This is a genomic window from Achromobacter sp. SX5 (assembly GCF_056711425.1).
In genome coordinates this window covers 1,306,851-1,332,302 of sequence record NZ_CM160041.1, presented here as the reverse complement: position 1 = coordinate 1,332,302, position 25,452 = coordinate 1,306,851, and the positions used below count along the sequence as shown (strand labels likewise).

The following is a 25,452-nucleotide window of genomic DNA, read 5'->3' as shown; positions in this document are numbered from 1 at the left end:
TTCGTGCGCCTGTGACCGGTCAGGCGATCAGGCGGTCCAGGGCCTCGCGGTACTTGGCGGCGGTCTTTTCCAGCACGTCCTGCGGCAGGCGCGGCGCCGGCGGCGTCTTGTCCCAGGTCTGGGTTTCCAGCCAGTCGCGCACGAACTGCTTGTCGAAGGAAGGCGGGCTGATGCCGACGCGGTAGCCGTCGGCCGGCCAGAAGCGCGAGGAATCGGGCGTCAGCACTTCGTCCATCAGGTAGAGCGTGCCGTCGTCGTCCAGGCCGAATTCGAACTTGGTGTCGGCGATGATGATGCCCTTGGTGGCGGCGTAGCGCGCGGCCTCGGCGTACAGCTTGAGGGTCACGTCGCGGATGCGCTCGGCCATTTCCTGGCCGACTTCCTTGACCACGTGGGCGAAGTCGACGTTTTCGTCGTGCATGCCGAATTCGGCCTTGGCCGCCGGCGTGAAGATGGGTTCGGGCAGCTGGCTGGCCTGCTGCAGGCCGGCCGGCAGCGCGATGCCGCACACCGAGCCGGTGGCCTGGTAGTCCTTCCAGCCCGAGCCGATCAGGTAGCCGCGGGCGACGGCCTCGACCAGGATGGGCTTCAAGCGCTTGACCACCACGGCGCGTCCGCGCACCTGGTCCACCTCGTCCGGCGCGACCACGTCCTCGGGCTTGATGCCGGTGGAGTGGTTGGGCAGGATATGGGCCAGCTTCTGCAGCCAGAATTCGGTCAGCTCGGTCAGCACCTGCCCCTTGCCGGGGATGGGGTCGTCGAGGATCACGTCGAACGCGGAGATGCGATCCGACGCGACGATCAGCAACTTGTCGTCGCCTACCGCGTACATATCGCGCACCTTACCGCGGCCCAGCAGCGGCAAGGACTTGATGCTGGATTGATGCAAAGCAGAAGTCACGGGAAATGGCCTATGGCAATAATGAAGATTCCCGCCTCGGGCAGCGCCAGGGCGGGAAAGTCGAACCTGCAAGGCGCATAGGTTACTGCAAAACGGCCCGGCGCTGCCGACGGCGCCCGGCCGCCCTCCCCTCGACGCCGCCCGGCGCAGGCGTTAGGCTGTGGTCTCTTACCATGCGCGCCGACCGCCGCAGGCGTCACGGCGCACCCCTTCCACCCGGAGACCAAGCCGTATGCAGGATGCTTCCCTCAAACGCAGGCCCGCCGCCGACGCGCAAGTGCACCTGACCGGCGGCTGCCAGTGCGGCGCGGTCCGCTACGCCGTCACCGACGAGCCCCTGACCGCCGCCACCTGCCATTGCCGGGACTGCCAGTATTCCAGCGGCGGCGCCCCGGCCCACGCGCTGATCTTTCCGGCCGGCTCGGTCACGCTGCTGCGCGGCCAGGCCAAGGAGCACCGCTACAAGGGCGACTCCGGCCACACCGTCATGCGCAGCTTCTGCGCGGCCTGCGGCACGCCGCTGTTCGGCGGCTCCGAAGGCATGGACTACGAAATCGTGCGGGCCGGCTCGCTGGACGATCCCGAGGCCTTCCACGCCCGCGCCAGCCTGTGGACCGGTTCCGCGCCGTCCTGGCACCACGTGGACCGCAGCATCCCGCACTACGCCGGCAACGGGCCCGCCGCCTAGACCATAAAAAAAACGGGCCCGCATGAATACGGGCCCGTTCTTCCGCACTGCCGAGCGTGCTTACTGCACCACTTGCGCCAGCTTGCCCGAGGCGTACTGGGCGGCGATTTCGGTCAGCGGCAGGGCCTTGATCTTGCTGGCGTTGCCGGCGGTGCCGAACTGGGTGTAGCGGGCCACACAGATGGCCTTGGCGGCGGCGCGGGCCGGCTTCAGGTATTCGCGCGGGTCGAACTTCTCGGGGTTCTCGGCGAAGAAGCGGCGGATCGCGCCGGTCATGGCCAGACGGATATCGGTGTCGATATTGATCTTGCGCACGCCGTACTTGATGGCTTCCTGGATTTCCTCGACGGGCACGCCGTAGGTTTCCTTCATGTTGCCGCCGAATTCGCGGATCTCGGCCAGCAGTTCCTGCGGCACGCTGGAGCTGCCGTGCATCACCAGGTGGGTGTTGGGCAGGCGGGCGTGGATTTCCTTGATGCGGGAGATCGACAGGATGTCGCCGGTGGGCTTGCGCGTGAACTTGTAGGCGCCGTGGCTGGTGCCGATGGCGATGGCCAGGGCGTCGAGCTGGGTCTTGCGCACGAAGTCGGCGGCCTGTTCCGGGTCGGTCAGCAGCTGGTCCATGGTGAGCTTGCCGTCGGCGCCGTGGCCGTCTTCCTTGTCGCCCTGCATGGTTTCCAGCGAGCCCAGGCAGCCGAGTTCGCCTTCGACCGTCACGCCCAGCTTGTGGGCCACGTCGACGACCTTCTTGGTCACTTCGACGTTGTAGTCGTAGTCGGCGATGGTCTTGCCGTCTTCCTTCAGCGAGCCGTCCATCATGACGCTGGAGAAGCCGAGGTCGATGGCGCCCTGGCAGACCTTGGGCGACTGGCCGTGGTCCTGGTGCATGACCACGGGAATGTGCGGATAGGATTCCACGGCGGCCTGGATCAGGTGCTTCAGGAAGCCTTCGCCCGCGTATTTGCGCGCGCCGGCCGAGGCCTGCATGATCACGGGGCTGTCGGTCTCCGCAGCGGCTTCCATGATGGCCTGGACCTGCTCCAGGTTGTTGACGTTGAAAGCGGGAATGCCGTAGCCGTGCTCGGCGGCGTGGTCGAGCAACTGGCGCATGGAGACTAGGGCCATGAGTGGTCCTCCTTAGGTACTGTCTATTGAAAGATGGTTGAAGTCTTGCTGAATGGGGTGATTTTACGGGGGATTCGCCGAAAGGTCTTGCAACCGGCGGTATCCAGGCCATTCGGGCTGCGCCGAACGGCGTAAGCCGTCCCGGCGCCCCCGCCGCAAGCACGAGGGCGCCGGTGCGGGGGCCCTACGGCCGGCCCGCGTGCGGCACGTCGACCCGCGTCACCAGGATGCGCCCCTCGGGCCTGGCGCGGCGGTTGGCCTCGATGAAATCGGGCGCCGCGGCCATGAACAGGCTGCGGCCGTCCGGCCCGCCCAGGGCGGCGGCGAAGATGCCGAACTCGCCGGTGTCGATCTGCTCCAGTATCCGGCCGCCGCGCGCCAGGCGGACGATGCGCTTGCCGATGGCGTCGGCCACCCACAGCGCCCCCTCGGCGTCCAGCGCGCCGCCGTCCGGCCCGATGGCCGAGGCGGCGATCAGCACGCCCAGGTCGTCGCTGGCGGGCAGCGGGCCGAAATCGGCCCAGTCGCGGCGCGGCCCCAGGCCGCCGTCGGGCAGGATGTCGAATTCGGAAATACGGTTGCCGAAGGTCTCGTTGACGATCATGACGGCGCCGTCCGGGGTGATGAAGGAGCCGTTGGGAAAGCACAGCCCGTCGGCCACCACCCGGCAGGAGCCGTCGGGGTCCGCGCGCACGATGGTGGTGTTGCGCACCGGCGCGCCGTTCATCAGGTCGAAGCCGAAATTGCCCACGTAGGCCCTGCCCTGCGCGTCGACCACCATGTCGTTGATGTGCCCGCCGGTCAGCGCCGACAGGTCGGCATGCTCGACCAGGCTGCCGTCGGCTTCGCGGCGCAGCAGCTTGCGGTCTTTCATGGAGGCGATGAGCAGCCGGCCGTCCGGCAGCCAGCCCAGGCCGGACGGCTGCTGCGGCACCTCGCAGATGCGCTCGACCCGGCCGTCCAGGTCCACCGCGATGACCTGGCCGGTGTAGAAGTCCGACGCCCACAGGCGGCCCTCGTGCCAGCGCAGGCCCTCCAGGTAGGTGTATCCGGACGCCAGCACCGACAGTTCTCGTTTCTGCATTTTCCAGTCTCCTTTTTTGTCGCGGGACGCCGCCTTGGCGGCCGGCCAGGCATTCTGGCATGGCGGCGCGGGGCCGTGGCGCCGTTCCAATTTGATACAAATCCGCTCCACTGGAGGCGACAACTGGCTGTCAGCTTGGCGGCGTTAACATCGCGGCCCAAGGGTAAACCCGCAAGCCTCGGGATCGCCCTGGCATGTCTGTCATCCGACCGCTCGCCCGCCCCATGCCGGCGGACCCGGCACCCGCGGGGCCTGGCGCACGGTCGCCGTTTTTCCGTTTTGATCATGAACACTAAGAAGCTGACGCGTTACATCGGCATCGCCATGGTGCTGGGCATCGTGGTGGGCTACTTCTGCCACCGATACGCGCAAACTCCCGAGGAGGCCGCCCGCATCGCCGCCTACTTCAGCCTGGTCACCGACATCTTCCTGCGCATGATCAAGATGATCATCGCACCGCTGGTGTTCGCCACGCTGGTGACGGGGCTGGCCAGCATGAGCGACGCCAGCGCCGTGGGCCGCATCGGCATGCGCGCGATGATCTGGTTCGTCGCCGCCTCGCTGGTTTCGCTGCTGCTGGGCCTGGCGCTGGTCAATCTGTTCGAACCGGGCGCGCACATGAACATGACGCTGCCCGACGCCGGCGCCAGCTCCGGCCTGAAGACGGGCGATTTCACGCTCAAGGCCTTCATCGCGCACGTCTTCCCCAGCAGCATCGCGCAGGCCATGTCCAACAACGAGATCCTGCAGATCCTGGTGTTCTCGCTGTTCTTCGGCACGGCGCTGTCCTTCGTGCGCAGCAAGGGCCACCACACCCTCTACAACATGATCGACGAGCTGGCCAAGATCATGTTCCGGGTGACCGACTACGTCATGCGCTTCGCGCCCCTGGGCGTGTTCGCCGCGATGGCCGCCGCCATCACCACCGAAGGCCTGGGCGTGCTGGTCAGCTACGGCAAGCTGATAGGCGAGTTCTACCTGGGCCTGGCGCTGCTGTGGGGCGTGCTGTTTTTGATCGGCTACCTGTTCCTGGGCAAGTCCGTGCGCCGGCTGGGCGGGCTGATCAAGGAACCCACGCTGCTGGCGTTCTCCACGGCCAGCAGCGAATCGGCCTACCCCAAGACGATCGAGGCGCTCTCGCGCTTCGGGGTGCCCAAGCGCATCTCGGGCTTCGTGCTGCCGCTGGGCTATTCCTTCAATCTGGACGGCTCGATGATGTACCAGTCCTTCGCGGTGCTGTTCATCGCGCAGGCCTACCGCATCCCGATGAGCTTCACCCAGCAGCTGACGCTGCTGCTGGTGCTGATGGTGACCAGCAAGGGCATGGCCGGCGTGGCGCGCGCCTCGCTGGTGGTGGTGGCCGCCACGCTGCCGATGTTCAACCTGCCCGAGGCCGGCCTGCTGCTGATCATGGGCATCGACCAGTTCTTCGACATGGGCCGCACCGCCACCAACGTGGTCGGCAACAGCCTGGCCACCGCCGTCATCGCCAAGCTGGAAGGCCGCCAGCCCGCCGATGAGGAAGCGCCGGCCAAAGAGGCCGCGGGCGGGGTCGCGGCGTCTTGACCGTCGCCATCGCCGGGAGCAACATATAAGCCCCCGGCAAGCCCTGCCCGATCCAGCCATGATTTCCCTACGCCTGCGCTGCACCGTGGCGGCCGTCGCCCTGATGGCCGCAGCCCCCGCCTCGCACGCCTGGACGCGCATATCCTGCAACCTGGGCGGCACCGCCGCCAGCCCGCCCATGCAGATGCGCCAGTTCCGCATCGACGGCACCGAAATCAGCCAATTGATGTTCAGGCTCAGGGTCCGCAGCGCCGAGATCCCCGAAGGCGCGCGCGCCGACACCGACTGCACCGAATTCATGGGCCGGGAAATCGACGTGGTGCTCGACGGCGCCGGCGCCACGGCGGTGCGCAAGGGGCAATCTGTAAAGCTGCGCTACCGCTATGACGATTCGCTGGGCGAGGCGCGGGCCAGCCGGTTCGAGCTGGTCCGTTAGGTTTCGGTCATTCAGTCATTGACCGAGCAAGACACCGGCGCCCCGTCCTCGAATTCCACGTCGTAGGTGTGCACCGGGTCCCAGGGCAGCGTGAACCACAGTTCATAGCCGTCGCCGTCCTCGTCGAACAGCCACAGCGCGCGCAGCACTGCCTTCTCGGCCATGGCCTCGGCGGTTTCCTCGGGCAGCAGCTGGGCGTCTTCGATGCCCAGTTTTTTGTAGTGTTCGTAGGAATAGTTGTCGAGCAGGAAATCGGCGGCGGCCAGGATCTGCTCGTCGAGGGTGTCCAGGATGTTCTTGACCGCCTTGGACGCGCCGCTGCCGGGTTCCTCGCCGTCGGTCTGGATCATGACGTGGATCGGCGGGCGATCCGCGCCCACGGCGACGTTTTCGGCCGCCCACAGATCGGGTTCTTCGGGATCCTGGGTGAAATTGAATCGTGCCATCGCGCGCTCCGGAAAAAAGGCGCGCCGCCGGCGGAAAATGCGGCAGCGCTCCAGTTCCCATTTAACCAGATGCGCGGGCCCGCGTCCGGGGCCGCGCAGGATATTTCAAACACGTTCCAGCGCCAGGTGCGGCAAGGCCGGCAGCGTCACGCGAATAGCATCGCCGGCCCGGACCTCGCCGCCTTCGAGCACGATGCCCATGACCCCGGCCCGGCGCATCAGGCTGCCGTCCGGATGGCGACCCAGCACCGCGGCGGTCAGGCCCTGCTGGTAGTGGTCCAGCTGCGCACAGGGATTGCGCAGGCCGGTGATCTCCACCACCGCGCCGGCGCCCAGGTGTAGCCAGGCGCCGCGCGGCAGCGCCAGCAGGTCGATGCCGCGGGTGGTGATGTTCTCGCCCATCGTGCCTTCGGCCACGTTGAAGCCGGCCAACTGCAATTCGTCGTGCAATTCGGCGTGGATCAGGTGCACCTGGCGCAGATTGGGCTGGCTGGGGTCGGCCTTGACGCGCGAGCGGTGCCTGACGGTGACGCCGAGGTGGGCGTCGCCCTCCACGCCCAGCCCTTTGAGCAACATGATTTCAGGCACCACGGGCTTGCTGAACGTGTGCGCGGCGCTGCGCGCCACGGCGGTCACGATGGGGTCCATCGGCTTGCTCCTGCTGTCTCAGGCCGCCAGGCCCTGGGCCTCGGGTTCGAGCGCCGCGCCGGCGCGCAAGGGCGGGTAGTGGGTGGAGAATACCAGCCGGCCCGCCGACCAGGTGTGGCTGATCAACGGCTGGCCGCCCACCTGCGCCACCGCCACCAGGTCGGCGCGCATGCCGGGCGCGATGCGGCCGCGGTCCGACAGGCCGCAGGCCTGCGCGGGATTCAGCGTGACCAGCGCGGCCGCCTGCGCCAGCGTCAGCTCGGTCTGCGCCGCCACCGCGAAGACGGCGGCGATCAGCGTGGAAGGCTGGTAGTCCGAGCACAGGCAGCTCGCCACGCCGGCCCGCACCGCGTCGATGGCCCGCATCGAGCCGCTCTGGCTCTGGCCGCGCAGCACGTTGGGCGCGCCCAGGATGGTGGGCAGGCCGCAAGACACCGCGGCGCGCGCGGTATCCAGGTTGATGGGGAACTCGCTCATGGCCACGCCCAGGTTGCGCATGGTGGCGATGCGGTGGATGGAGTCGTCGTCGTGGCTGGCCGTGGGGATGCCCAGGCCCTGCGCATGCGCCAGCAAGGTCTCGACCCGCGCCACCGCGCCGTCGCGCGCGCGGCTCTTGGCCTGCGCCGCTTCCTCGGCCTGCTCGCGGCTCATGGCGTGGTTGCCCATCATGTATTGCAGATAGGACTCCAGCGTCTTGAACTGCCCCTGCCCCGGCGAATGGTCCATGACCGACAGCAGGTCCACCGCGCCCTCGTCCATCAGCGCGCGCAGCACGTCCACCGAGGTGGCGTCGGTGACCTCGTAGCGGCAGTGGATGCGGTTGTCGACCAGGCTGTGGCCACGGAACGCGCGCACCGTGCGCACCACTTCGGCGGCCGTCTGGTTGTTGCGCACGCCCCATTCGCTGTTGGCGAAGGACAGCGCGTGATAAGGCGTGGTGATGCCCGCCGCGGCGTTGCGGCGGTCCACCTGCGCCACCGCGAAGTCCAGCGGGAACAGCACGCGCGAGCGCGGCTCGGCCTCTTTTTCGATGGCGTCGCAATGCAGGTCGATCAGGCCCGGCAGCAGGACCTGGCCCTGCAGGTCGACTTCGCGGCCGGCGCGCGCGCCGGCCGGCTCGACGGCCACGATGCGGCCGTCATCGATCAGCACCGCGCTGTCCTCCAGCACGCGGTCGGCCAGCACGACGCGGGCATGGGTGAGATAAGTGCTGTGCATGGTCAGGCCTCCATCGCGGCGGCGGTCACGGCCGGGCGCAGTTCCAGCGTCTGGGTGGCCACTGCGTCGCGCACCTCGGCGTCGTGGAATATGCCCAGCAAGCAGCGGCCCTGGGCGCGGGCTTCGAGGATCAGGTCGATCACCACCTGGCGGTTGTCGGCGTCCAGCGAGGCGGTGGGCTCGTCCAGCAGCAGGATCGGATGGCGGGCGATGAAACCGCGCGCGATGTTCACGCGCTGCTGCTCGCCGCCGGAGAAAGTGGCCGGGGCCAGGCCCCACAGGCGTTCGGGCACGTTCAGGCGCCGCAGCAGCGCGGCGGCGCGGGCGCGCGCCTCGTCGGCCGGCACGCCGGCCGCGCGCAGCGGCTCGGCCACCACGTCCAGCGCGGCCACGCGCGGAATCACCCGCAGGAACTGGCTGACGTAGCCGATCACGTCGCGCCGCAGCGCCAGGATGCGCTGCTCCGGCGCGCCCACCAGCTCGACCCAGCCGTCTTCGACGCGCACGCGGATGCTGCCCTCGGTGGCCAGATAGTTGCCGTAGAGGCAGCGCAGCAGCGTGCTCTTGCCGGTGCCGGACGGCCCGGCCAGCACCAGGCAGTCGCCGGCCGCGGCGTCGAAGTCGACCGCCTCCAGCACCGGCAGCCGCATGCCGCCCTGGTTGTGCAGGGTAAACATTTTTCCGAGGCCCCGCACCTCGATCATCGGAGTGGTTGCGCGCATGCTCAGCTCTGCAAAATGGAGGACACCAGCAATTGGGTATAGGGGTGCTGCGGATCGTCGAGGATCTGGTCGGTGAGCCCGCTTTCGACCACCTCGCCGCCGCGCATGACCAGGGTCCGGTGCGCCAGCAGGCGCGCCACGGCCAGGTCGTGCGTGACCACGATGGCCGCCAGGCCCAGGTCGGTCACCAGCTGGCGCAGCAGGTCCAGCAGGCGCGCCTGCACCGACACGTCGAGCGAGGCCGTGGGTTCGTCCATGAACACCAGGCGCGGATGGGTCACCAGGTTGCGGGCGATCTGCAGGCGCTGCTGCATGCCGCCCGAAAACGATACCGGCGCGTCGTCCAGGCGGCCGACGTCGATCTCCATCTTGTGCAGCCAGTTGCCGGCCACGCGGCGCAGCTCGCCGTAATGGCGCTCGCCCACGGCCATCAGGCGTTCGGCGATGTTGGCGCCGGCGCTGACCTGCATGCGCAGGCCGTCGCGAGCGTTCTGGCGCACGAAGCCCCAGTCGGTGCGCGCCAGCAGGCGCAGGCGCGCGGCAGGCAGCGCGGCCAGGTCGGTGAAGCCCTGGTCGCGGGTGTCGTACCAGACGCTGCCGGCCTGCGGCCGGGTCTGGTGGGACACCGCCGACAGCAGCGTGCTCTTGCCCGAGCCGGACTCGCCGACCACGCACAGCACCTCGCCGGGATAAAGATCGAAGCTGACGTCGCGGCAGCCGTGCACGCCGTCCCAGGTGCGCGTCATGCCGCGCACGGACAGCAGGGGATTCGCTTGGGGATTCATACCGCGGCCTCGTCCGGGTTGGCGTCCGGGCGCTGGCGCGCCTGGCGATCGTTGCAGTATTCGGTGTCCGAGCAGACGTAGCGGCGCGTGCCGGCGTCGTCCAGGATGATTTCGTCCAGGAAGCTCTCGCGCGAGCCGCACAGGTCGCAGTGCTCGCTCCAGCTTTGCACTTCGAAGGGGTGGTCCTCGAAGTCCAGGCTCTTGACCCGGGTGTATGGCGGCACGGCGTAGACGCGCTTTTCGCGGCCCGCGCCGAACAGCATCAGCGCCGGGCTGCCGTCCAGCTTGGGATTGTCGAACTTGGGGATGGGCGAAGGCCGCATCATGTAGCGGTCGTTGACGATCACGGGGTAGTCGTAGGTGGTGGCGATGCGGCCGTGCTGCGCGATGTCCTCGTACAGCTTGACGTGCATGCCGCCGTATTCGGCCAGCGCATGCATGGTGCGGGTCTCGGTTTCGCTGGGTTCGAGCCAGCGCAGCGGCTCGGGAATGGGCACCTGGAACACCATGATCTGGCCGGCGGCCAGCGGCGTCTCGGGAATGCGATGGCGCGTCTGCACGATGGTGGCCGCCGGCGTGGACTGCGTGGTGGCCACGCCCGTGACGCGGCCGAAGAAGCGCCGGATGTTGATCGCGTTGGTGGTGTCGTCCGAGCCCTGGTCTATCACCTTGAGCACGTCGCCGCGCCCGATGATGGCGGCCGTGACCTGGATGCCGCCCGTGCCCCAGCCGTAGGGCAGCGGCATCTCGCGGCTGCCGAACGGCACCTGGTAGCCGGGAATCGCCACCGCCTTGAGCAGCGCGCGGCGCAGCATGCGCTTGGTGGATTCGTCCAGGTAGCCGAAGTTGTAGTGGTCGTCGCGCGCGACCGCGGCCTGTTGTTGCGTCGTCATGGGGAAACCGCCTCGTCCATCAGTTGTTTGTCCGCGGCCTGCGGCGCGTCGCGCTCGGCGCGCATGCGGCGCAGCAGTTCCAGGTTGGCCTGGAAGTCCACGTAGTGCGGCAGCTTCAGGTGCTGCACGAAGCCCGAGGCCTCGACGTTGTCGCTGTGGTAGAGCACGAACTCGTGGTCGTTGGCCGGAGAATCGGCCAGCTCGCCCAGCTCGGCGGCCTTGAGCGCGCGGTCCACCAGCGCCATCGACATGGACTTGCGTTCGCCGTAGCCGAACGTCAGCCCGTAGCCGCGCGTGAACTTCGGCCCTTCCTCGGCGTTGCCCGCGAACTGGCTGACCATCTGGCATTCGGTCACTTCGATCTCGCCCACGGTGACGGCGTAGCCGAGTTCCTCGATGTGCATTTCCACTTCCAGCGCGCCGTAGCGGATCTCGGCCGCGAAGGGATGGGTGTTGCCGTAGCCGCGCTGCGTGGAATAGCCCATCGACAGCAGAAAGCCTTCGTCGGCGCGCGCCAGGTTCTGCAGCCGCGCGGCGCGCGAGGCCGGGAAATCCAGCGGCTGGCGGGTCAGGTCGAAGGGTTCGGGATCGCCGGGCGGAACCGGCTCGGCGTCGATCAGGTCGTCCTGCGCCAGCAGGTCGGTCACGCGCGGCATGGCGCTGTCCAGGGCTTCGTCGCCGGCGGGCAGCGAGTCGGCCTCGCGTCCGGCCAGCAGCGAGAAGTCCAGCAGCCGCTGGGTGTAGTCATAGGTGGGGCCCAGGATCTGGCCGCCGGGCAGGTCCTTGAAGGTGGACGAGATGCGGCGCTGCAGGCGCATGCGGCCGGTGTCTATCGGCTGCGTGTAGCCGTAGCGCGACAGCGTCGTGCGATAGGCGCGCAGCAGGAAAACGGCCTCGATCACGTCGCCGGCGGCCTGCTTGAGCGCCAGCGCGGCCAGCTGCGGATCGTAGAGCGAGCCTTCGGCCATCACGCGCGACACGGCCAGCGGCATCTGTTCGCGGATCTGCGCCAGGCTCAGTTCGGGCACCTCGCGGTCGCCGCGACGGTAGTCGTCCAGCATGCGGTAGGAATTGAGGATGGCGCGCTCGCCCCCTTTCACGGCTACGTACATGTCAGTTCTCCAGGCGCGTGCTGCGCGGCAGGCCGCAGATCCGCCGGCCCTGCGTCAGCAGCACGTCGACGCCCAGCGGAAAGCGTTGGTGATTGAGGCGCCATTCGCGCCAGAAGCCTTCCGGCAGCCCGGCCGCGGCCAGGGCCTGGCGGCTCTGGATGCCCGGGCCGCTCAGCATGGCCTGCGGTCCGGCATCCAGCGACGCGACTTCGATCAGCAGCGTGGTGGACTGATCGGGATAGGCCGGGTCGCCCGGATGGCAGGCCGACAGCGCCGGGGCCTCGAAGCCGGCCGGCGCCGCGGCGAAGCGCGCCAGCGCGGGCGAGGGCACGATGGGGCAGCCGCAATGAAAGCGCAGGAAGGCCAGCGTATCGGCGCTCGCGCCTTGCGGCAGCCACAGCGGCGTGTCGACGTCGACCAGCGTCAGCAGCAGGGCCGTCATGGCGGGCGACAGGCCCGCCGGCACGCCGCTTTCGGCCGTGATTTCGTGGATGCGCCCGGGATGGGCCAGCGCGTCCAGCGCGGCGCGGAAGGTGGCCTGCGCGTCGTCCACCGGATCGGCGAAACCGGGCAACAGCGTGCGGCCCGGGGCCGCGGCGGCGGCCAGTATCGGTTGTTGCATGTCAGTCCTCGCCTCGCACCATCGTGAAGAATTCCACCTTGGTCTGCGCCGCCACGCGGGCCTGGCGCTCGACCTTTTCGGCATGCTGGCGCGCCAGCGGCGCGATGAGCTGCGCCTGCACGGTTTCATGCCATTCGGGCAGCTGAAGCAGGGCGTCGGCCACGGCGGCCTGTTCCGCATGGCGCAGCGAGCGGCCCTGCACGTAGGCCACGCCGACCACGCCCTCGCCCATCGTCACCGCGCAGCGTGTCACGGTCATTTCGCCCAGGTTGAAGCGGGCGCCGGTGCCGCCGCTGCGGGCGCGCACCATGGCCATGCCGGTCTGGGCCGGGCGCAGCGTGCGATGCTCGGGCAGCCGGCCCAGCGCACTGAACGCGCCGTCCAGCGCGCCGGCGTCGGCTAGCGCCAGCACGCGCATCCAGGCCGCGCGCCGGGCGTCGGTTGCCGGTTGTCCTGTCTGTGGGTGTTCCAAGATTCCTCCATACGTCTAGACGACTGGATGAAGTATGATCGGTTCGAAATCCAAGTTCAACAGCCGGGCGTGAATTTTTGATGACAGTTGCTGCGCCTTTGCGGCGGCCGCGGCATCGGGCACAATCGTGGCCATTCTTGAAGAGCGGATATGACAGTACGAGCGCACTCCATGGTTGAAAGAGGTTCCGGCATCGCCGTCTGGCGGCAAATCGGCGAATCGCTTGCGGACGACATCCGCAACAAGCTCTATGCGGCGGGCGAACAGCTGCCCTCCGAACCCGAGCTGGCCGCCAAGTTCTCGGTCAACCGCCACACGATACGGCGCGCCATGGGCGAGCTGGAGCAAAGCGGCCTGGTCCGGATCGAACAGGGCCGCGGCACCTTCGTGCAGGAACACGCCATCGATTACGCCATCGGCAAGCGCACGCGCTTTTCCGAGAACCTGCGCAGCCAGGGCATGCTGGGCCACCAGGAGGTGCTGGGCAGCCAGTCGCTGCGCGCCGCCGAGATCGCCAAGCACCTGGGGCTGGCCCGCAGCGCGGCGCTGCTGCGCGTGCAGATCGTGGGCAAGGCGGAAAACCGCCCCATCAGCGTCTCGGAACACTACTTCGACGAAAAGCGCTTCCCCGATTTCGCGCAGCGCCTCGCGTCCCAGCGTTCGATCTCCAAGGTCTATGCGCACTACGGCATCGGCGACTACACCCGCAAGTGGTCGCGCATCACCGCGGCGCTGCCCTCGCCCGAAATCGCCCGCCTGCTGGGCCAGCCCAAGACCCGCCCCATCCTCCAGGTCGAGGCGCTGAACGTGGACCAGCAGGGCGCGCCGCTGCAGTACAGCGTGGCCCGCTTCGTCGGCGACCTGGTGCAGCTGATGGTCACGGACGAAGGCTGAACCGGCACCGCGGCGCCCCCGGAATCCGGCGGGCCGGCCCCACTCATCTAGACATCTGGTTGTAATGCAAGCCCGCTAACTTGGCGCCATGAACTCACGCACCCCTGCCCCCTCGCCCCTGGCCGGCATCACCGGACAGCGCATCCTGACGCCGCGCGGCGTCCAACAGGCCAGCCTGCGTTTCCACGGCGGGCTGATCGACGATTCGGCGGCTCCCGCCGCGCGCGGCGCCGCCTGGTTCGACGCTGGCGACCTGCTGGTGCTGCCCGGCATCGTGGACCTGCACGGCGACGCCTTCGAGCGCGCCATCATGCCGCGCCCCAGCGTGACCTTCCCCTATCAGGGCGCGCTGTTCGACGTGGACCGCCAGCTGCTGGCCAATGGCATCACCACCGAATTCCACGGCGTCACGCTGTCCTGGGAAGGCGGCCTGCGCGGCGAGAGCTACGCCGAGCGCATGTTCGACGCGCTCGAAGGCATGCGGGCCCTGATGGGCGCGCGGCACTACGTGCACCTGCGCTTCGAGACCCATCACGTGGGCGGGCTGGACATCGCCCAGCAATGGATACGCGACGGCCGCGTGCGCTTCCTGGCGCTCAACGACCACCTGCCCAGTATGGCGCGGCGGCTGGGCGACGAGCGCAAGCTGCTGCAGTACGCGCACCGCGCGGAATGCGACCTCGACGTGTTCCAGGACCGCATCCGCGCCGCCATGGCCGCCGCCGATTCCGTGGCCGACGCCATGCGCGAACTGACCGCCTGCGCACGCGAGGCCGGCCTGAAGGTGGCCTCGCACGACGATCCCGACGCCGCCACGCGCCGCTACTACCACCAGTTGGGCTGCAGCGTGGCGGAATTCCCGCTGACCCGCGAGGCCGCCGGCGTGGCGCGCGACCTGGGCAACGCCGTGGTGTTCGGCGCGCCCAACGTGGTGCGCGGCGGCAGCCACACCGGTGCGCCCAGCGCCACGGAGATGGTGCGCGCCGGCCTGTGCGACGTGCTGACCTCCGACTACTACTATCCCGCGCCGCTGGCGGCCGCGCTGCGGCTGGCCGACGACGGCGTGCTGCCGCTGGCCCAGGCCTGGAACCTGGTGTCGCTGAATCCCGCTCGCGCCGCCGGCCTGAAAGACCGCGGCGCGCTGGCGCCGGGCCTGATCGCCGACGCCATCGTGGTCGACGACCGCATGCCGGGCCTGCCGCGCGTGTGCGCCGCCATCGTCGGCGGCGAACTGCGCTACGCCAGCCGCGCCTTCGGCGACGGCCAGCCCCAGCGCATGGCGGCCTGACCATGCCGCAGGCCCATCGCTACGCCCTGTACCTGGCTCCCACCGGCCCCTGGCGCGAATACGGCAGCCGCTGGCTGGGCCGCTGCGCCGACACCGGCAAGGCGCTGGCCGCGCTGCCCGGGCAGGCCGATTTTCCGCGCGCATGGACCGAGGCCCCGCGCCACTACGGCCTGCACGCCACGCTGAAGCCGCCCTTCCGCCTGCGCTCCGGCGCCAGCCCTCACGAGGTCGACGCCGCCGCCCGCCGGCTGGCCGACGGCCGCAGCCCGTTCTCGCTGCAGCTGGACTGCGAACCGCTGCGCGGTTTCCTGGCCTGGCGCATCGCCGACGCCGATGCGCCGGGCCGGGCCCGCATCCAGGAACTGGCCGACGCGGCCGTGCGCGACCTGGACCCGCTGCGCGCCCCGCCCACGCCCGAGGAGACCGCCAGGCGCCAGCCGCAATCGCTCACGCCCGCGCAGCAGGCCATGCTGGCGCGCTGGGGCTACCCCTATGTGTTCGATACCTATACCTTCCACATCACGCTGACCGGCAAGCTCGACGGCGACGCGCTGGCGCGGGCGCGGGCCGGCATCGCGGCCTTCGCCGATCCGCTGCGCGGCCAGGCCATGCCGGTGCCGGGCGTCAGCGTCTATGTGCAGCCCGAGCCCGGCGCCGACTTCGTCGCGGCCAGGCACTACGGTTTCGACGGCAGCTGCACCGACGCCGCCGGCGCGGCGTATCTGCAAGGCCCGGCCGCGCAATGAACGTCTCCTACGCCCCGGCCGACGGCACGCGCCTGATCTACCTGATGGGCGCCTCGGGCAGCGGCAAGGACACGCTGCTGCGCCTGCTGCGCACGCACCTGCGCGGCGACGAGCCGGTGCTGGTGGCGCACCGCTACATCACCCGCGAAAGCGGCGACAGCGAAGACTCGCTCAGCCTCACCGAAGACGAATTCGGCCGCCGCGCGGCGCTGGGCTGCTTCGCGCTGCGCTGGAGCAGCCACGGCCTGCATTACGGCATCGGCGTGGAGATCGACGCCTGGCTGGCCTGCGGCGCGGCCGTCATCATCAATGGCTCGCGCGCGCACCTGCCGCAGGCCCATGCGCGCTATCCGACGCTGACCGCGGTGGAGGTCACGGTGGACCCGGCGCTCCTGGCCCGCAGGCTGGCCGGCCGCGGCCGCGAAAACGCCCAGCAGATCGCGCAGCGGCTGGCGCGCGCCACCCAGGCATACACGGTGCCGCCGCGCTGCCGGCTGCTGCGGGTCAACAACGACGCCGCGCCGGAATCGGCGGCCGCTGAATTGCTGGATATTGCGCGCGGCAAACTGGCTGCGTAGGGATGGCGGCGGTTGCCGCCCGATGGGTTTCGCGCGCTTGATGTATGGATTCTTGCATAAGGAATCTCGCGCTGCACCCATCCTACGATTCCCTATCGCCGTGTGATTCTCAACCACCGTACGATGCCCGACCGTCGCACGATGCGCGACCGTCGTACGATGCCCGACCGCCGTACCATGCCCGACTGTCGTACGATGCGCGACCGCCGTAGGATGGGTGCAGCGCGAGACATCCGACACAAGGAATCAACCGCCCAACGCGCGGAACCCATCGCCCCCCCGGTTCAGCCCGCCATCTCGCCACAAAGATCCAGCAAGATATCGGAAAAATACGTTTCGGCCGCCAGCGGCTGCTGGCGCTTGCGCCGGATCAGGTTGATCGGCGGCAGCTCCCAGCCGAAGTCCCAGGGCACCATTCCCAGCTTGCCGCGCTGGCACAGCTCGCGCGCGATGTCCTCGGGCACGACCGAGACGAAGGTTTCGTTCATGGCCAGCAGGCCTTCGATCACGTCGGTCGAATAGGCTTCCAGCACCGGGCTGGGCGGGCTCAGCTCCGCGCGGATGAAGTGCTCCACGATGAGTTGCCGCGTCGGCGTATTGGCCGCAGGCAGCACCCAGTCCAGCGCCGCCACCGCCGCCCAGTCCGGCCGGCGCCGCGCCAGCCGTTGGGCCAGCCGGCCGTGCGCGATCAGGCGCGGACGCTGGCGGTAGAGCGCGCGGTGTATCAGGTCGTCCTGCGCCACCGACGAGGTGGCGCGGCCGATGATGCAGTCGAGTTCGTGCTGGCGCAGCATCGGGACCAGATGATCGGTGGTCGCGCGGTGCAGGCTGAGCGTCACGCCGTGGCGCTGGTGCAGCAGGCCGATGGCCTGGGTCAGCAGCGCGCTCGATACGTACGGCACGACGCCGACCTGCAGATGCGCCGAGCGGCCCGCGTGCAGGGCTTCCACTTCGCGCGCCCACAGGTCCAGGTCGCTGAGCATGTGGCGCGCGCGCACCAGGGCCAGGCTGCCCAGCGCGGTGGGCTGCAGGCCTCGCCCGGTGCGCATGAACAGCCGCGCGCCGAAGATGTCTTCGAGTTCGGCCAGCGCCTTGGTGACCGCCGGCTGGCTGACGCCCGCCGCCGCCGCGACCCGCGTCAGCGAGCCGTGCCTGGCGATGTCGAGCAGCAGCACCAGATGGCGGTGCTTGAGGCGGTTGGCCAGACGGGCCGCGTCCCAGTTCACGATTTTTCCTATAACCAGTTGGTTATTCAATTATGCCAACAAAGGTAAATCCAGTTATTTCATGATCCTATACTGCGGACATCTTCCCGCCAGGAACCGCCCATGAACGCCTCCTTCACGACCCGCCCCGAAATCCGCGGCACGTTCGGCGTGGTCTCGTCCACCCACTGGCTCGCCACGCAAGTCGCGATGGGCGTGCTGGAGCGCGGCGGCAACGCCTATGACGCGGCGGCGGCCGGCGGCTTCACCTTGCAGATCGTCGAACCGCACCTGAACGGGCCGGGCGGCGAGGTGCCCATCCTGCTCTGGAGCGAACGCGAGCGGCGCATGCGCGCGCTGTGCGGCCAGGGACCGGCGCCGGCCCTGGCCACGCCCGCCCATTTCCGCGGATTGGGCCTGGACCTGGTGCCCGGCATCGGGCTGCTGCCGGCCACGGTGCCCGGCGCGTTCGGCGCGTGGCTGACGCTGCTGCGCGACTACGGCACCTGGGAGCTGGCCGAGGTGCTGCGCCCGGCCATCGACTACGCGCGCAACGGCTTTCCGCTGGTGCCGCGCATCTCCCAGGCCATCCTGGCGGTGCAGGCGCTGTTTCGCGACGAATGGACCAGCTCGCGCGAGGTCTGGCTGCCCGACGGCCGGGTGCCCGCGCCCGACACCCTGTTCCGCACGCCCGCGATCGCGGCCACCTATACCCGTATCCTGGACCATGCGCATGCCGCCGGCGCCGACCGGCGCGGGCGCATCGACGCGGCGCTGGACGCCTGGTATCGCGGCTTCGTCGCCGACGCGATCGACGCCTTCTACAGCGGCGAACCGGTGCGCGACACGACCGGCCAGCGCAATCGCGGCCTGCTGCGCAAGTCCGACCTGGCCGACTGGCGCGCCACTTACGACGAGCCGCTGACCGTGGACTACGGCCGCTACACCGTGGCCAAATGCGGCGTCTGGTCGCAAGGCCCCGTGCATCTGCAACAGCTGGCCATGCTGCGCCACCTGGGCATGGAAGGCCTGGACCCGCAGTCGCCGGAATTCGTGCATCGCGTGGCCGAGGCGGCCAAGCTGGCCTTCGCCGACCGCTGCGCCTGGTACGGCGATCCCGATTTCGCGCAGGTGCCGCTGGCCGATCTGCTGAGCGACGACTACGCGCGGACCCGCGCCGCCGTCATCGGCGCGCAGGCCTCGCGCGCATTCCAGCCGGGCAGCCCCGGTGCACGCGCGCCGCGCCTGCCGGATCTGGAGGCGGCCGCGCGCACGCTGGCGGCCTCCGACACCCGCTTCGGCGTGGGCGAACCGACCTTCGCGGCGCTGCCGCCCGTGTCCGAGTGGGCCGCGCGCGAACTGTTCGTGGGCGACACCTGCCAGATCGACGTCATCGACCGCGACGGCAATATGGTGGCCGCCACGCCGTCGGGCGGCTGGCTGTCGTCCAGCCCGGTCGTGCCGGGCCTGGGCTTTCCGCTGACCACGCGCCTGCAAATGACCTGGCTGGACGATGGCGTGCCCGGCCAGCTGCAGCCCGGCAAGCGCCCCTGCACCACGCTGTCGCCGGGCCTGGCGCTGCGCGACGGCCAGCCCTATATGGCCTTCGGCACGCCCGGCGGCGACCAGCAGGACCAATGGACGGTGGCCTTCTTCCTGCGCCATGCCATGGGCATGAATCTGCAGGAGGCCATCGACGCGCCGTCCTGGCACATCGACCATTTTCCCGGCTCTTTCTGGCCGCGCACGCTGACGCTCAATCGGCTGACGGTGGAGTCGCGCATGCCCGCGGCCACGCTGGACGCGCTGCGCGCCGCCGGCCACGAGGTCAAGGTCGGCCCGGACTGGTCGGAAGGACGCATCAGCGCCTGCACCCGCGAACCCGCCCCCGGCGGCGGACTGCTGCTGCGCGCCGGCGCCAATCCGCGCGGCATGCAGGGCTACGCCGCCGGACGCTGAACCTGTTTCTTTCCAGCCGGCGCACAGACCGGCCTTTGCACAAGGGGTATTAACCATGACACTGCGATTCAAGAAACTATTGCGCGCCTGCGCGCTGGGCCTGGCGCTGGCCGCGCCGGCCGCCGCCCACGCCGCCTGGCCGGAAAAGCCCATCACGCTGATCGTGCCGTGGGCCGCCGGCGGCTCCACCGACATCCTGGCGCGCATGCTGTCCGAAGGGCTGACGCAATCGCTCGGCCAGTCCGTCATCGTCGAGAACCGCTCGGGCGCCTCGGGCAACATCGGCACCGCCTTCGTGGCCCGCGCCAAGCCCGACGGCTACACGCTGCTGGTGGGCTCCATGAGCACGCACACGATGAACCAGGCGCTCTACGCCAACATGCCGTTCGACGGCGTCAAGGACTTCACGCCCATCGCCGAACTCGCGCTGGTCACCAACACCATGGTGGTGAATCCGTCGGTGCCGGCGACGAACGTGAAGGAATTCATCGCCTACCTGAAGGCGCATCCGGACACCGTGACCTACGCCTCGGCGGGCCAGGGCTCCACCAACCACCTGAGCGCGGTGCTGTTCGAGAAGGCCGCCGGCGTGAAGATGACCCACATCCCCTATCGCGGCGGCGCGCCCGCGGTGCTGGACACCGTGGCTGGACGCACCCAGGTGCTGTTCAGCGCCGGCACGCAGACCCTGCCGCACGTGCAGAACGGCAAGCTCAAGCTGCTGGCGGTGACCGAGGAAACGCGCTCGCCGCTGCTGCCCGACGTGCCCACGGTGGCCGAAACGCTGCCCGGCTATGAACTGGCGGTCTGGTACGGGGCCTTCGGCCCGGCCGGCATGCCGCCGGAACTCACGGCCCGGCTCAACCGCGAGATCAACCTGATCCTCAAGCGCCCGGAAGTGGTCAAGAAGATGGCCGACATGGGCGTGCTGCTGACCGAGACCACGCCCGAGCAGTTCGGCCAGATCCTGGCGCGCGACGCCGACAAGTACGGCAAGCTCATCAAAGAGCTGGGAATCACCGCAGAATGAACGCCGCCCCGACCCTGGCCGCGGTGCAGGCCATCGAACTGGCCTATGCCGCCGCCGACGCCACGGCCGCCCTGCGCGCCATCGACGCCTATGCGCACGCCACGCTGGCGCACACCTTGTGCACGGTGAACCGATACGACGCCGACGCGATCCGCGTGGTGCGCCTGTACAGCTCGAATCCGCAGGCCTATCCGCCCGGCGGCAGCAAGGACAAGGCCGGCACCGCATGGGGCCGGCACGTGCTGCACGAGCGCCGCGTCTTCGTCGGCGAAGGCGAGGACGCCATCCGCGAGTTCTTCGACGACCACGGCGCCATCCGCGAACTGGGCCTGCAATCGGTCATCAACGTGCCGGTGGTGTATGGGCAGGCCTGCCTGGGCACGGTGAATTTCCTGATGCCGCGTCCGCGCGTGTCGGACGCCGACGTCCACGCCGCGCGGCTGGCCGGCCTGCTGGCCTTGCCGGCCCTGCAGGCGCCCGGCCGGCCCTGATGGTCGGCGCCGGCGCGCGCCGCGCTCAGATCAGCGCGGCGCGGATGCGCGCGGACACCATATCGATCACCACCACGAAGCCGACGATGATGATCATGACCGCGCAGGTTTCCGCGTAGCGGAAGCTGCGGATGATTTCCCACAGCACGGTGCCGATGCCGCCGGCGCCCACGATGCCCACGACGGACGCCGAGCGCACGTTGGACTCGAAGCGGTACAGCGAATACGAGATCCACAGCGGCAGCACCTGCGGGATCACGCCGTAGACGACCTCCTCCAGCGCGTTGGCGCCGGTGGCGCGCACCCCTTCGACCGGGCGCGGATCGATCGCCTCGACGGCTTCGGAGAACAGCTTGGCCAGCACGCCCGTGGTGTGCACCCACAGCGCCAGCACGCCGGCGAACGGCCCCAGGCCCACGGCCACGATGAACAGCATGGCGAACACCATTTCGTTGATGGCGCGGCAGGCGTCCATCAGGCGGCGCATCGGCTGGTAGACCCAGGCCGGCACCATGTTCGACGAGCACAGCAGGCCCAGCGGCACCGCCACCACGATGGCGAGGAACGTGCCCCATACCGCGATCTGCACCGTCACGATCATCTCGTCGAGGTACATGCGCCAGTCGCGGAAATTGGGCGGGAAGAAGTCGGCCGCGAACTGAGCCATGTTGCCCGAATCGCGCAGCAGGTCCAGGGGCCGCATGTCCGCGCCCCGCCACGACATGACGAGCAGCGCCAGCACGATGGCCCAGACGAGAAGAACCGGCAGCGACGAGCGCGGCGCGGCGGGAAGGCGGGAGGTATGCGTGGCGAGATTCATGGGGATGAGCGGCTGGCAAAAGAAATGTTCGGCTGCGCGTACGCCGGCCGCGTCGGATGACGGGCCGGCGGCCGGCGGTTGCGCTTACTGCTGTGCGGCGGGCTGGCCCAGGCTGGCCAGCTTCTTGTCGAGCTCGGCCAGCTGCTTCTGCTTTTCGGCCTGGCCCAGCGTGGTGTCGCCTTCGACCCGGGCCTTCTGGCGCGCCAGTTCGATCTGGCGGATGGGCACCAGCTGCTGGTTGTCGGAGGCGCGGAAGCCCTTGTAGGTCAGCGCCTTCAGGTTGGCCATTTCGCGCTCGGCGTCCTTGCCCTTGCCGTAGTTGACGAAGAAGTCGCGGATCTTGGTCTTCATGTCGGCCGGCAGGTCGCTGCGCATGACCAGCGGGTCGGCCGGGATCAGCGGCGACTTCCACAGCACGCGCACGCTTTCGCTGGCGTCCTTGCCGGTGTTCAGGCGGTAGCGCTCCAGCGACTCGGTGTTGTTGACCGCCACGTCGACCTGCTTGTTGATGACCGACAGCAGATTGGTTTCGTGGTTGCTGGCGCGCACCGACTTGAAGAAGGTCTTGGGTTCGATCTTGTTGGCGGCCCACAGGTAGTAGCCCGGCACGGCGGTGCCCGAGGTGGAGTTGGGGTCGCCCGCGCCGTAGCTCAGCTTGGCGCCGCGCTTGAGCACGTCGTCCAGCGTCTTCAGGTCGCTGTCCTTGTTGACGATCAGCACCGACCAGTAGCCGGGATTGCCGTCCTTGTCGATGACCGAGGCGAATACCTCGCCCTGGGCGCGGTCCACGGCCTCGATCGCGGACTTGTTGCCGTACCAGGCGATCTGCACCTTGTTGAAGCGCATGCCTTCGATGATGCCGGCGTAGTCGGAGGCGAAGAACGGCTTGACCGGCACGCCGATGGCGCGGCTCAGGTCGTCGATGACGGGCTGCCACACGGACTTCAGGTTGGTCGACGACTCCGTCGAGATGATGCCGAAGTTCAGCGCCTTGGCCTCTTCGGCATGGACTTGCGTGGACAGTGCCGCGGCGGCGATCAGGGTGACGAAGGTTCTGCGTAGCATGGGGGGCTCCGGGGTCGAAAGGGGGAGTGGAAATCCGGGAATCGGGGTGGGAATCAGGCGGCGTGCGCCAGTTGCGTCAGGGCCGCGGGCGCGGGCGTCGCGCTTTCGGGCAGCAGTTCGCCCAGCTCGGCGCCGTAGAGTTCGCGCAGCATGGCGGGCGTGAGCGCCGCCGACGGGCCGTCGTACACCACCTTGCCGTGGCGCAGCGCGACCACGCGCGGGCAGTAGCGCAGCGCCACGTCGACCTGGTGCAGCGACACCACCACCGCCACCTTGCGGCTGCGGTTGATCTGCGCCAGCGTGTCCATCACGCGGCGCGACGATTCCGGGTCGAGCGAGGCGATGGGCTCGTCGGCCAGGATGACGCGGGCGTTCTGCACCAGCGTGCGGGCGATGGCCGCGCGCTGCTGCTGGCCGCCGGACAGCGTGGAGGCGCGCTGAAATGCGTAGTCGTCTATACCAACCTGGGCAAGCGCATCGAGGCCCTGGCGCACTTCGGCGCGCAGGAAGCAGCGCGTCAGGCTGCGCCACAGCGGCACGCGCGGCAGCAGGCCGGTCAGGACGTTTGTGATGACGGGCAGGCGGCCCACCAGGTTGAACTGCTGGAACACGAAGCCGATGCCGGCGCGCGCGCCGCGCACGTTGCGGCTGAGGCGGCCGTCCTGCTGGATCGGCTGGCCGTTGACGGCCACGCTGCCCGCGTCGCCGGCGACGAAGCCGGCCAGATGGCGCAGCAGCGTGGACTTGCCCGAGCCGGAGGCGCCCAGCAAGGCGACCATTTCTCCGTCGGCCACTTGCAGGTCCACGCCGTCGAGCGCCTTGGCGCCCGCGTGGAAGCTCTTGCTCAGCCCTTGCACTTCGATGGCGTAAGTCATGGTCGAATTCCCCTTGATTGGTTCATGGGCGCATTCTGTTTTCGCGGCATGACAGCACGATGACCTGGGGATCGAATGATTTGGCGGAATTTAGGGACACCGCAATGGCCTGAAAGATCTCCGTCATAAACGCAGGCGCGCCAGCGCCGCGCGCCGCGGGTATATTCAAAACATCCCCACCACCTGCCGGGCGTTCATCATGATCAAGGGTTCCTGCCTGTGCGGCCGCATTGCGTACGAGATCACCGGCCCGCTCACCGACGTCCTCAACTGCCACTGCACGATGTGCCGCAAGTCGCACGGCGCGGCCTTCCGCAGCCGCGCCACGGTGCGGGTCACGGACTTCGCCTGGACGCGCGGCGAAAACCACGTCACCTGGTACTGCTCGTCGCCGGGCAGCTACCGCGGCTTCTGCGAAGCCTGCGGCACGCCGCTGCTCAGCCGCTTCGACCAGCGGCCCGATTTCTACGGACTGCCGCTGGGTGCGCTGGACGACGACCCGGGCGTCAAGCCCGCCGCGCACTGCCACGTCTCCAGCAAGGCGCCGTGGTTCGACATCACCGACAACCTGCCCCAGTACCCCGAGGGCTGCGGCTCGTTCGAAGAAGCCGATCCGCAGGCGGTTACATAAAAGCTCAACCAAACAGTTGAATCTCCGGGCTGGGCGGCGTTATATTCAACCGCATGGTTGAATCAACTTCCTCTCCCGCCCTGGATGCCGTGTTCCGCGCGCTGGCCGACCCCACGCGCCGCGACATGCTGCGCAGCCTGGCGCAAGGCGATCTGACCATCGGCGAACTGGCCGCCCCCTTGAGCATGAGTTTTGCGGGCGCCTCCAAACACGTGCAGGCCCTGGAGCGCGCCGGCCTGGTCCGGCGCTCCATCCGCGGCCGCACGCACGTATGCAGCCTCGATCCCGGACCCATGGCCGAGGCCATGCAGTGGCTGCGCTTTTATGAACGATTCTGGTCGGGCAGGCTGGGCGCGCTGGAAGCCGCGATCGCCGCCAGCCGCGCCCCGGCCGAGCCTTCTGGAGATCAGCATGAGTGATTACGGCGTCGTCCTTGACCCCACCTCCATCCGCTTCATCCGCATCCTGCCGGCCAGCGTCGAAGAGGTCTGGGCATTCCTGACCGAATCGGAGAAACGCGGCCGCTGGCTGGCCAGCGGCGACATGGAACTGCGCGAAGGCGGCGGCGTGACGCTGCGTTTCGTGCACGCGGACCTGTCCTCGGTGGCCGAGCCCGTGCCCGAAGCCTACAAACCCTATGCCGACGGCGTCACCACGCAGGGCGTCATCACCCGCTGCGAGCCGCCGCGGCTGCTGGCCTTCACCTGGGGCGGTTCGCCCGGCCATCCGTCCGAGGTCACGTTCGAGCTGTCGCCGCAGGACCAGGGCACCCGCCTGGTCCTGACGCACCGCAAGCTGGGCTCGCGCGGCGACATGGTGGACGTGGCCGGCGGCTGGCACGTGCACCTGGGCGTGCTGTCGGCCCGGATCGCCGGGCGCGAACCCGGACCTTTCTGGTCCGTGCTCGGGCGGGTCGAGGCGGAATACCGGCAGCGCATCCCGGCGGCCTGAAGTCGTTCAGCCGCAACTATCACAGGTCTGCAACAGATAAAAACTGGCTAATCATTGCGCTTTGCAGTAACATAAGTCCGTGATTTTTCCGCGAAAACCGGGCTTCGGTCATTCTGCGTCGCGAACCTGTAACGCCTCAGGGCAGTATTGCGAGGCCCCTTCTGGACGCGCCCGGCACTTCAGGATCAAGCCCGTCGCCGC

Annotated in this window: 29 protein-coding genes; 13 read left to right on the top strand and 16 right to left on the bottom strand. The window is 69.0% G+C overall.

What is annotated here, in order from left to right; genetic code table 11:
• Nucleotides 1-19: 19 nt before the first annotated feature.
• Nucleotides 20-901 carry a phosphoribosylaminoimidazolesuccinocarboxamide synthase gene (locus AC1M14_RS06240; protein WP_102773640.1) on the bottom strand — a complete coding sequence of 294 codons (882 nt, stop codon included), beginning with the start codon at nt 899-901 and terminating at the stop codon, nt 20-22.
• Nucleotides 902-1,133: 232 nt separating this feature from the next.
• Here AC1M14_RS06240 and AC1M14_RS06235 point away from each other — a divergent pair, with 232 nt between their 5' ends.
• Nucleotides 1,134-1,589, top strand: coding sequence for a GFA family protein (locus AC1M14_RS06235; protein ID WP_102773641.1), 456 nt, complete (start codon nt 1,134-1,136; stop codon nt 1,587-1,589).
• A 60-nt stretch (nt 1,590-1,649) separates the two neighbouring features.
• Here the strand turns inward: AC1M14_RS06235 and fba are convergent, their stop codons facing one another.
• Together fba and AC1M14_RS06225 are read right to left on the bottom strand one after the other, a co-directional pair.
• Nucleotides 1,650-2,714, bottom strand: coding sequence for a class II fructose-bisphosphate aldolase (gene fba / locus AC1M14_RS06230; RefSeq protein ID WP_102773642.1), 1,065 nt, complete (start codon nt 2,712-2,714; stop codon nt 1,650-1,652).
• A gap of 184 nt (nt 2,715-2,898) precedes the next feature.
• Nucleotides 2,899-3,798 carry an SMP-30/gluconolactonase/LRE family protein gene (locus tag AC1M14_RS06225; protein WP_102773643.1) on the bottom strand — a complete coding sequence of 300 codons (900 nt, stop codon included), beginning with the start codon at nt 3,796-3,798 and terminating at the stop codon, nt 2,899-2,901.
• A 285-nt stretch (nt 3,799-4,083) separates the two neighbouring features.
• Here AC1M14_RS06225 and AC1M14_RS06220 point away from each other — a divergent pair, with 285 nt between their 5' ends.
• Together AC1M14_RS06220 and AC1M14_RS06215 are read left to right on the top strand one after the other, a co-directional pair.
• A complete protein-coding gene (locus tag AC1M14_RS06220; RefSeq protein WP_111826303.1) occupies nt 4,084-5,364 on the top strand; it encodes a dicarboxylate/amino acid:cation symporter in 1,281 nt (426 codons plus the stop codon).
• Between the two features lie 58 nt (nt 5,365-5,422).
• Nucleotides 5,423-5,800: a hypothetical protein gene (locus tag AC1M14_RS06215; protein ID WP_102773644.1), complete on the top strand. Its 378-nt coding sequence runs from the start codon at nt 5,423-5,425 to the stop codon at nt 5,798-5,800.
• A gap of 11 nt (nt 5,801-5,811) precedes the next feature.
• Here AC1M14_RS06215 and AC1M14_RS06210 read toward each other — a convergent pair whose 3' ends face one another.
• The 9 genes from AC1M14_RS06210 to phnG all read right to left on the bottom strand — a co-directional run bounded on the left by AC1M14_RS06210 (nt 5,812) and on the right by phnG (nt 12,718).
• Entirely contained in the window at nt 5,812-6,246 is a 435-nt protein-coding gene (locus AC1M14_RS06210) for a hypothetical protein (RefSeq protein WP_111825635.1), read from the bottom strand.
• 105 nt (nt 6,247-6,351) lie between these two features.
• Entirely contained in the window at nt 6,352-6,894 is a 543-nt protein-coding gene (locus tag AC1M14_RS06205; RefSeq protein ID WP_102773646.1) for an MOSC domain-containing protein, read from the bottom strand.
• 18 nt (nt 6,895-6,912) lie between these two features.
• Nucleotides 6,913-8,112, bottom strand: coding sequence for an alpha-D-ribose 1-methylphosphonate 5-triphosphate diphosphatase (locus AC1M14_RS06200; RefSeq protein WP_209165808.1), 1,200 nt, complete (start codon nt 8,110-8,112; stop codon nt 6,913-6,915).
• 2 nt (nt 8,113-8,114) lie between these two features.
• A complete protein-coding gene (phnL, locus tag AC1M14_RS06195; RefSeq protein ID WP_479731219.1) occupies nt 8,115-8,834 on the bottom strand; it encodes a phosphonate C-P lyase system protein PhnL in 720 nt (239 codons plus the stop codon).
• Between the two features lie 2 nt (nt 8,835-8,836).
• Nucleotides 8,837-9,619 (bottom strand): phosphonate C-P lyase system protein PhnK, encoded by a 783-nt coding sequence (gene phnK / locus AC1M14_RS06190; RefSeq protein WP_102773649.1) that lies wholly within the window; start codon nt 9,617-9,619, stop codon nt 8,837-8,839.
• Nucleotides 9,616-10,512, bottom strand: coding sequence for an alpha-D-ribose 1-methylphosphonate 5-phosphate C-P-lyase PhnJ (locus tag AC1M14_RS06185; protein ID WP_479731218.1), 897 nt, complete (start codon nt 10,510-10,512; stop codon nt 9,616-9,618). Before AC1M14_RS06185 ends, phnK begins: the two co-directional genes overlap by 4 nt.
• Nucleotides 10,509-11,624 carry a carbon-phosphorus lyase complex subunit gene (locus tag AC1M14_RS06180; RefSeq protein WP_111825639.1) on the bottom strand — a complete coding sequence of 372 codons (1,116 nt, stop codon included), beginning with the start codon at nt 11,622-11,624 and terminating at the stop codon, nt 10,509-10,511. The genes AC1M14_RS06185 and AC1M14_RS06180 overlap by 4 nt, the downstream gene beginning before the upstream one ends.
• A gap of 1 nt (nt 11,625) precedes the next feature.
• Entirely contained in the window at nt 11,626-12,246 is a 621-nt protein-coding gene (phnH, locus tag AC1M14_RS06175) for a phosphonate C-P lyase system protein PhnH (RefSeq protein WP_209165812.1), read from the bottom strand.
• A gap of 1 nt (nt 12,247) precedes the next feature.
• A complete protein-coding gene (gene phnG / locus AC1M14_RS06170) occupies nt 12,248-12,718 on the bottom strand; it encodes a phosphonate C-P lyase system protein PhnG (protein WP_479731217.1) in 471 nt (156 codons plus the stop codon).
• Between the two features lie 171 nt (nt 12,719-12,889).
• Between phnG and phnF the strand changes: the two genes are divergently transcribed.
• The 4 genes from phnF to phnN all read left to right on the top strand — a co-directional run bounded on the left by phnF (nt 12,890) and on the right by phnN (nt 16,224).
• Complete coding sequence (gene phnF / locus AC1M14_RS06165) at nt 12,890-13,612, top strand: phosphonate metabolism transcriptional regulator PhnF (protein ID WP_102773654.1); 723 nt, start codon at nt 12,890-12,892, stop codon at nt 13,610-13,612.
• 88 nt (nt 13,613-13,700) lie between these two features.
• Complete coding sequence (locus tag AC1M14_RS06160) at nt 13,701-14,900, top strand: alpha-D-ribose 1-methylphosphonate 5-triphosphate diphosphatase (protein WP_479731216.1); 1,200 nt, start codon at nt 13,701-13,703, stop codon at nt 14,898-14,900.
• A 2-nt stretch (nt 14,901-14,902) separates the two neighbouring features.
• On the top strand, nt 14,903-15,646 hold the full coding sequence (locus AC1M14_RS06155; protein WP_479731215.1) for a DUF1045 domain-containing protein: 744 nt from the start codon (nt 14,903-14,905) through the stop codon (nt 15,644-15,646).
• Nucleotides 15,643-16,224: a phosphonate metabolism protein/1,5-bisphosphokinase (PRPP-forming) PhnN gene (gene phnN, locus AC1M14_RS06150; protein ID WP_479731214.1), complete on the top strand. Its 582-nt coding sequence runs from the start codon at nt 15,643-15,645 to the stop codon at nt 16,222-16,224. The genes AC1M14_RS06155 and phnN overlap by 4 nt, the downstream gene beginning before the upstream one ends.
• Nucleotides 16,225-16,508: 284 nt before the next feature.
• Here phnN and AC1M14_RS06145 read toward each other — a convergent pair whose 3' ends face one another.
• A complete protein-coding gene (locus AC1M14_RS06145; RefSeq protein ID WP_111825645.1) occupies nt 16,509-17,450 on the bottom strand; it encodes a LysR family transcriptional regulator in 942 nt (313 codons plus the stop codon).
• Nucleotides 17,451-17,552: 102 nt separating this feature from the next.
• On the opposite strand from AC1M14_RS06145, the gene AC1M14_RS06140 reads away from it, so the two are divergent.
• From AC1M14_RS06140 to AC1M14_RS06130, 3 genes are read left to right on the top strand one after another with little or no spacing between them, the layout of a single operon-like run.
• Nucleotides 17,553-19,388, top strand: coding sequence for a gamma-glutamyltransferase family protein (locus tag AC1M14_RS06140; protein ID WP_479731213.1), 1,836 nt, complete (start codon nt 17,553-17,555; stop codon nt 19,386-19,388).
• Nucleotides 19,389-19,443: 55 nt separating this feature from the next.
• Nucleotides 19,444-20,418, top strand: a complete 975-nt coding sequence (locus AC1M14_RS06135) for a tripartite tricarboxylate transporter substrate binding protein (protein WP_209165817.1) — start codon at nt 19,444-19,446, stop codon at nt 20,416-20,418.
• Nucleotides 20,415-20,909: a GAF domain-containing protein gene (locus tag AC1M14_RS06130; protein WP_102773658.1), complete on the top strand. Its 495-nt coding sequence runs from the start codon at nt 20,415-20,417 to the stop codon at nt 20,907-20,909. The genes AC1M14_RS06135 and AC1M14_RS06130 overlap by 4 nt, the downstream gene beginning before the upstream one ends.
• A 25-nt stretch (nt 20,910-20,934) precedes the next feature.
• Here the strand turns inward: AC1M14_RS06130 and phnE are convergent, their stop codons facing one another.
• From phnE to phnC, 3 genes are all read right to left on the bottom strand, one after another.
• Nucleotides 20,935-21,729 (bottom strand): phosphonate ABC transporter, permease protein PhnE, encoded by a 795-nt coding sequence (gene phnE, locus AC1M14_RS06125; protein ID WP_102773659.1) that lies wholly within the window; start codon nt 21,727-21,729, stop codon nt 20,935-20,937.
• Between the two features lie 84 nt (nt 21,730-21,813).
• Complete coding sequence (phnD, locus tag AC1M14_RS06120; RefSeq protein ID WP_479731212.1) at nt 21,814-22,794, bottom strand: phosphonate ABC transporter substrate-binding protein; 981 nt, start codon at nt 22,792-22,794, stop codon at nt 21,814-21,816.
• A gap of 53 nt (nt 22,795-22,847) precedes the next feature.
• Nucleotides 22,848-23,669 (bottom strand): phosphonate ABC transporter ATP-binding protein, encoded by an 822-nt coding sequence (gene phnC, locus AC1M14_RS06115; protein WP_102773661.1) that lies wholly within the window; start codon nt 23,667-23,669, stop codon nt 22,848-22,850.
• A gap of 199 nt (nt 23,670-23,868) precedes the next feature.
• Between phnC and AC1M14_RS06110 the strand changes: the two genes are divergently transcribed.
• From AC1M14_RS06110 to AC1M14_RS06100, 3 genes are read left to right on the top strand one after another with little or no spacing between them, the layout of a single operon-like run.
• The gene (locus tag AC1M14_RS06110) at nt 23,869-24,300 is read left to right on the top strand and encodes a GFA family protein (RefSeq protein ID WP_102773662.1); all 432 of its coding nucleotides are present in this window, start codon (nt 23,869-23,871) and stop codon (nt 24,298-24,300) included.
• Nucleotides 24,301-24,353: 53 nt separating this feature from the next.
• Nucleotides 24,354-24,719: an ArsR/SmtB family transcription factor gene (locus AC1M14_RS06105; protein ID WP_111825649.1), complete on the top strand. Its 366-nt coding sequence runs from the start codon at nt 24,354-24,356 to the stop codon at nt 24,717-24,719.
• Nucleotides 24,712-25,251 carry an SRPBCC family protein gene (locus AC1M14_RS06100; RefSeq protein WP_479731211.1) on the top strand — a complete coding sequence of 180 codons (540 nt, stop codon included), beginning with the start codon at nt 24,712-24,714 and terminating at the stop codon, nt 25,249-25,251. Before AC1M14_RS06105 ends, AC1M14_RS06100 begins: the two co-directional genes overlap by 8 nt.
• Nucleotides 25,252-25,452: the final 201 nt, after the last annotated feature.